The sequence below is a fragment of the Desulfocucumis palustris genome, assembly GCF_002933875.1.
In the GTDB taxonomy this organism is placed as follows: Bacteria; Bacillota; Desulfotomaculia; order Desulfotomaculales; family Desulfocucumaceae; genus Desulfocucumis; species Desulfocucumis palustris.
The window spans coordinates 1-5,036 of record NZ_BFAV01000095.1 but is presented as its reverse complement, the minus strand read 5'-3'; the positions used below and the strand labels follow the sequence as shown (position 1 = coordinate 5,036).

Genomic DNA, 5,036 nt, shown 5'->3' with positions numbered 1-5,036 from the left:
CAGGATAATTTGTAATTATCAATCATTAGGATTTCGGTGAAGACAATGAAATATTTACATACTGTATTTGATGTGGATGGCACTCTGGTTGATACAGATGAAGCTATACTATCATCCCTTCAAATCACGGTTCAACAATTGACCGGCACAACAATACGGCAGGAGGATTTGTATTTCGCATTGGGTATTCCCGGAGAAGCGGCGTTGCGGCGGTTAGGAATCCAGGATATCATGACGGCGGACCAGATTTGGGAGGAACATTATGCACGGTCAGCAGCCTCCTGTAAGCTCTATCCCCATATTGACGAGGCCATCCTCCGGTTGTCAGACTACGGCCTACGCTTGGGTATCGTCACATCCAGATCGAGAGAGGAATACGTCAGGGACTCTTTACTTGACCCATTGAGGCCATACTTTGATGTAGTGATTTGTAAGGAAGATTCTAAAAAGCATAAGCCGGATCCGGAACCAATGCTCACATATATCTCACGAACCGGCGCAAGCCCCACTGAAATACTCTATGTGGGCGATACGAGATACGATGTGCAATGTGCCCGGCAGGCATGTACCGATTCCGCCCTTGCGCTGTGGAACGGACGCACGGGGATACAAAGTGAAAGCACCTACCGTATATCATCAGTTTTCGAACTGTTAGATATCATACTTACCACACGAGAGGACTAAAGATCATGAGAATTGATACTATATACCTTACTGGAAATGTCCGTGAGGAATTTCTTGATCAGGCTGGCGGAGGCCACATTTATAATGATCATCCAAGCAAGGCAGGTCTTGCGTATATTATGGAAAATCTTCACAAGCTGGGCTATCTAGTTGAATATTTTGGCGGTATAGATGATTTGATCCGGGCTTATGAAAATAAAACAGTCTTTCCAGACAACGTGCTCTTTTTTAATGCATCCGACGGCGGTATCAATTCAAACCGCAAGGGGACCTCATCCATTCTTTTGGAGTTGCTGAATGTCAAATATATCGGCTCTGATTCATGCTCACGGTTAATTGGCGGAAATAAGCATTTTGCCAAGTCAATCGTAACTGCCCACGGACTGACGGCAGTGCCCGGTGTGCTTGTCACAAAAATGAGCGATATGGAGCGCGTGGACATGCCCTATCCAATGTTTGTAAAACCCAACAGGGAGGGGTCCTCCATCGGCATATCTCAGGAGGGATTCGTCGAGAACAGGGAGCAGCTGTATACAGTAGTAGAAAAGCTGCTCCAATCCTTTGACGACGTCCTGGTGGAACAATACATACCGGGCTATGAAGTGACCAACTTCATTGTGGGCAACCCAGAGGATTTTAGGGTCAACGAAGCAATCCTCTGCGAGTACAAGGAACAGATTTATTTTGACCGTCTGGTTTTTGGCCTGAAGGAAAAGGCGCAACGCATGCGTACCCAGTACATGGCCCAAAGCAGGCTGGAGCATCAGATCGTGGATAAGCTCAAAGTCAACTCGGAAAAAGTATTTACTTGTCTCAACATGCGAGATTTTGCAAGAATTGATTACCGAGTAAATGACAACGGCATTTATTTTATTGAAGTAAACGGCAATCCCGTAATAAGCCGGACATCGGAAATGGGCCTAATCTGCAGGGAAACGGGCACCGACTTTTCTCAGATTCTTCAGGCCATAATTGATACAGCCTTGAAGCGGTACCAATAGATGGCTGCTATTCATTTCCGAAGGTTACCACCCATGGCTCGAATGGTAAACGATAGTAATAATCGACATATCTGGGATCAACGGGCTTTTGGGGCATAACACGCTCCTGTAAAAGCTCAAGCAGGTGGTATACTCGCGCAGAGCTGAGGGACGATTCTGTCTTTAGATAGGGAATACAACGCTTTAACAGCGCTTTTGCCTCCGACCTCCGGTCGGTAGCCATATAAACAAGGGCAACATTGGTATAAATCTTTTTGTAAAGCTTGTCATCCACTGTGGGCAGCGGCACAAGATAATCGGATAAATCTTGGGCAAGTGATTTTGCCAGTCGATGTTGCCCTTGAAAATGATAGCAAAGCATCAGATTTCCTTTTATAGCCAACCCGGCATAGAAGGATTGGTTCCAGAAACAAGCCTCTCGCAGGGTGGAAACTGCGTTGTCATATCGCTTTTCCACCATGTCAATGACAGCTAAATCGTTAAGACAATATGAAACTTCATGTGGCTTTAGTTCCTGTATCTTCATCATGCTGTCTTGGAACAACTCTCGTGCCCTTTGATATTCCCCGCACCGAAAATGCTCAAATCCCATATTATGTGTGATTTTTGCCCAATCATCCCAGTCTTTGGCCTGCTCTGCTAGAACTCTACCCTTATTTAGGTAATAAAACGCATCACTGCCGCGGTAATAATCAACGGCATCTTTGTAAATGAGCCGAATAATCGCTTCCCTTTCAGTGTTGTCATATTCTTTCATAATACTGTCGAACTCTTTCTTTGACTTCTCATAGCCGTTTGGAAACAGACACAATGCCACCAGCTTCAAACGAATCAGTTCCACTCGCTGTTCCTCACTGTGCTCGCGTAGCAAGGCATCCCTAATCTGTGCAACAGCACGCTCATAGTCGCACAAAATCATTGCAATCTTGCTGCAATAAATATCGTATTGGTAACGCCCCCCTGTGTTGAGGTTAGAGACAGTAATCTTGTCTACAAGTTCCTTTGCCTTTTGATAATTGCCGCTGTGATAACAGTTTTCAGCAATCATGAGCATATACTGAGCCGACATACGGTGTATCTCATTACCTAGGCGGTCAAAGACCTTTTGGGCCTGAGCGTACTGTTGGGACTTATGCAGCCTTTTGCCATAGGATAGATTCACCTCTTCCCATCCATCACAGTTCCCTAAATGGGCATGAAAGGCAGATAGGGACTGATGCTCACGCTCCGGCACAACCTGAGGATTTTTCATGAGAAAATAGTACATGTTATAATGTAGAAAATATACCTGAATGCTTTGTTCCTTCAACAGCGCGGACATTGCCAGATAAATAGAATCATGCCGGAACTGAATTACGCATCTGCCGGTGTCATACCTTCGCTCAATGATATTCCGGTTTTCCAACTCCAGTACGGTTTGAGAGATCACTTCAATAGAAAACTGCAGGTACAGCGGGTCAATTTCAGTGACATGAGCAATAAATAGATTTAATGTCTGTATGTCTATGGGGGAGCCCCATGCGGCAATAATCTGTACCAGATATTTTTCCACTGCCTTAAGCGAATTATAATCAAAATTTATCAGCTTCTTGAGCAAGTGTTCTTTAAATTTGTCCTGCAACAGGATGGCCTTATTGCTTCGGCACAGGTCAATTCCCTCTTGGGAATACAGGTTAATCAAAAAGGATTTCAAGCGCTGGGGATACCCTTCGCAAATTTCAAATAATGTACGTATATCATGAAAGTCACACAGATCCAAATCATAAATTTCACTTAGTATTTCGATAAAGAACTTACTGTTGGCGAACGCCTTTATGGAAATTCTCTCGACATCCAGCTTTTCCGATACTAAAAGCAGAATATCCTCCCTGCTGCTTAACAATTCTGCTGTTGTCACCAAAATAAAACGCTTATTGGCATCATTGCAGTATTTCTTTAGGACAGGCTGCAGAATATCAAGGGATTGCTTGTCGCAAAGGGTGAAGTTATCAAAGACTACAAGCAGTTTTTCATTTCTGATATAAGTTTCCAGATAGCGTTCAATGATTCGCGTCAGGCTGTGCCGTTCATTCTTCTTATCAACAAATTTTTTCGTAATATCCAGAAACAGGTCAAACAGTCCAAAATCCTCAATGGTAAAAATGGATTTTATTGAGGAATAGGCTTTTTCCGAGACGTCAAATATGGAAGTGTAATTTTCCCTGACAAAGTCAAAAAACTTTCGGTCAGATTTTTCGCTGAGCAACTTGATAAAGCGACTGGCATAGGACAATTCAGATTCATCCGCAACCCGCTCGACGTTTACAATGCGAAAGTCACTTCCGCAGATCTCAATGATGTTTTTCTGAATAAAATATGTTTTTCCGGCTCCGCTGTCTCCGTTTAGCCAGAGGATGCTCGTATTCTGATTCTCTGCGGATAAAAATTGTTTTAACTGTTTTCGCTCATCCTCCCTATCAACAAATTGGAAGCTGAACAGGTCTGTGTTTTTAATGATGGATTCCCCCTAAAATTGATGAAATAGGATGTGCAATTGATGTATATAGACAAACAAAGGCACGACACAATACAGTTTGAGGTGCATTTGGCCGATCACTGCAACCTGAACTGCCAGATGTGCGATCATTTTTCTCCCCTGGCAGAGGAAAGCTATCTGACGCCGGAACAATTTATGCGGGACATCGAACGGCTTTCCTATCTATTTAATGAGTGCGCATCCTACATTCGACTTTTGGGAGGAGAGCCGCTGCTTAACCCCCGGGTGGCAGATATGTTCAGCATTGCACGCCGAGGGTTTCCCTCGGCTAATATTGAGTTATACACGAATGGTATTTTGCTGCCTGACCAGAACCGTCTATTCTGGCAGTCATGCTGTGAAAATGCAGTTAATATTGTCGTTACAAAATATCCGATAGGCTTTGATTACCGCAAAATTGAACTGCTGTGCGAAGAACATGGGGTTCGCCTCTTCTACAATAACCCGGAGCCGATCAAAACTTCGTGGCATTTACCACTGGATATATCCGGAAGCAACACTGCAGTTGAACAACATCGAAAATGTGATATGGCCAACAGATGTATCATGCTAAAGCATGGCCGCTTGTATCCATGTACCGTGGCACCGAATATAGAGCACTTCAATCGGTATTTTTCGATGAATTTGTGCCTTTCTCCAAACGATGGAATCGACATATTTGAGGATGTAACTGCGGAGCAAATTTTATCCTTTCTCTGCATGCCGATTCCATTTTGCCGCTATTGCGCAATTGAACGTCAAACATATCATCATGTATGGCAGACCAGCAAACGGCAGCTGAGCGAGTGGACATAACATAATTACAAATTATCCTG

Annotated in this window: 4 protein-coding genes; 3 read left to right on the top strand and 1 reads right to left on the bottom strand. The window is 43.8% G+C overall.

Annotated elements, in window-relative coordinates:
• Window positions 1–45 precede the first annotated feature (45 nt).
• Both DCCM_RS07260 and DCCM_RS07255 read left to right on the top strand, forming a co-directional pair.
• A complete protein-coding gene (locus tag DCCM_RS07260; RefSeq protein ID WP_128739110.1) occupies window positions 46–684 on the top strand; it encodes an HAD family hydrolase in 639 nt (212 codons plus the stop codon).
• A 5-nt stretch (window positions 685–689) separates the two neighbouring features.
• Window positions 690–1,685 carry a D-alanine--D-alanine ligase family protein gene (locus DCCM_RS07255; protein ID WP_104371759.1) on the top strand — a complete coding sequence of 332 codons (996 nt, stop codon included), beginning with the start codon at window positions 690–692 and terminating at the stop codon, window positions 1,683–1,685.
• Window positions 1,686–1,692: 7 nt separating this feature from the next.
• Here DCCM_RS07255 and DCCM_RS07250 read toward each other — a convergent pair whose 3' ends face one another.
• Window positions 1,693–3,957 carry a tetratricopeptide repeat protein gene (locus DCCM_RS07250; RefSeq protein ID WP_373855402.1) on the bottom strand — a complete coding sequence of 755 codons (2,265 nt, stop codon included), beginning with the start codon at window positions 3,955–3,957 and terminating at the stop codon, window positions 1,693–1,695.
• Between the two features lie 264 nt (window positions 3,958–4,221).
• On the opposite strand from DCCM_RS07250, the gene DCCM_RS07245 reads away from it, so the two are divergent.
• Window positions 4,222–5,016 (top strand): radical SAM protein, encoded by a 795-nt coding sequence (locus DCCM_RS07245; RefSeq protein WP_104371757.1) that lies wholly within the window; start codon window positions 4,222–4,224, stop codon window positions 5,014–5,016.
• Window positions 5,017–5,036: the final 20 nt, after the last annotated feature.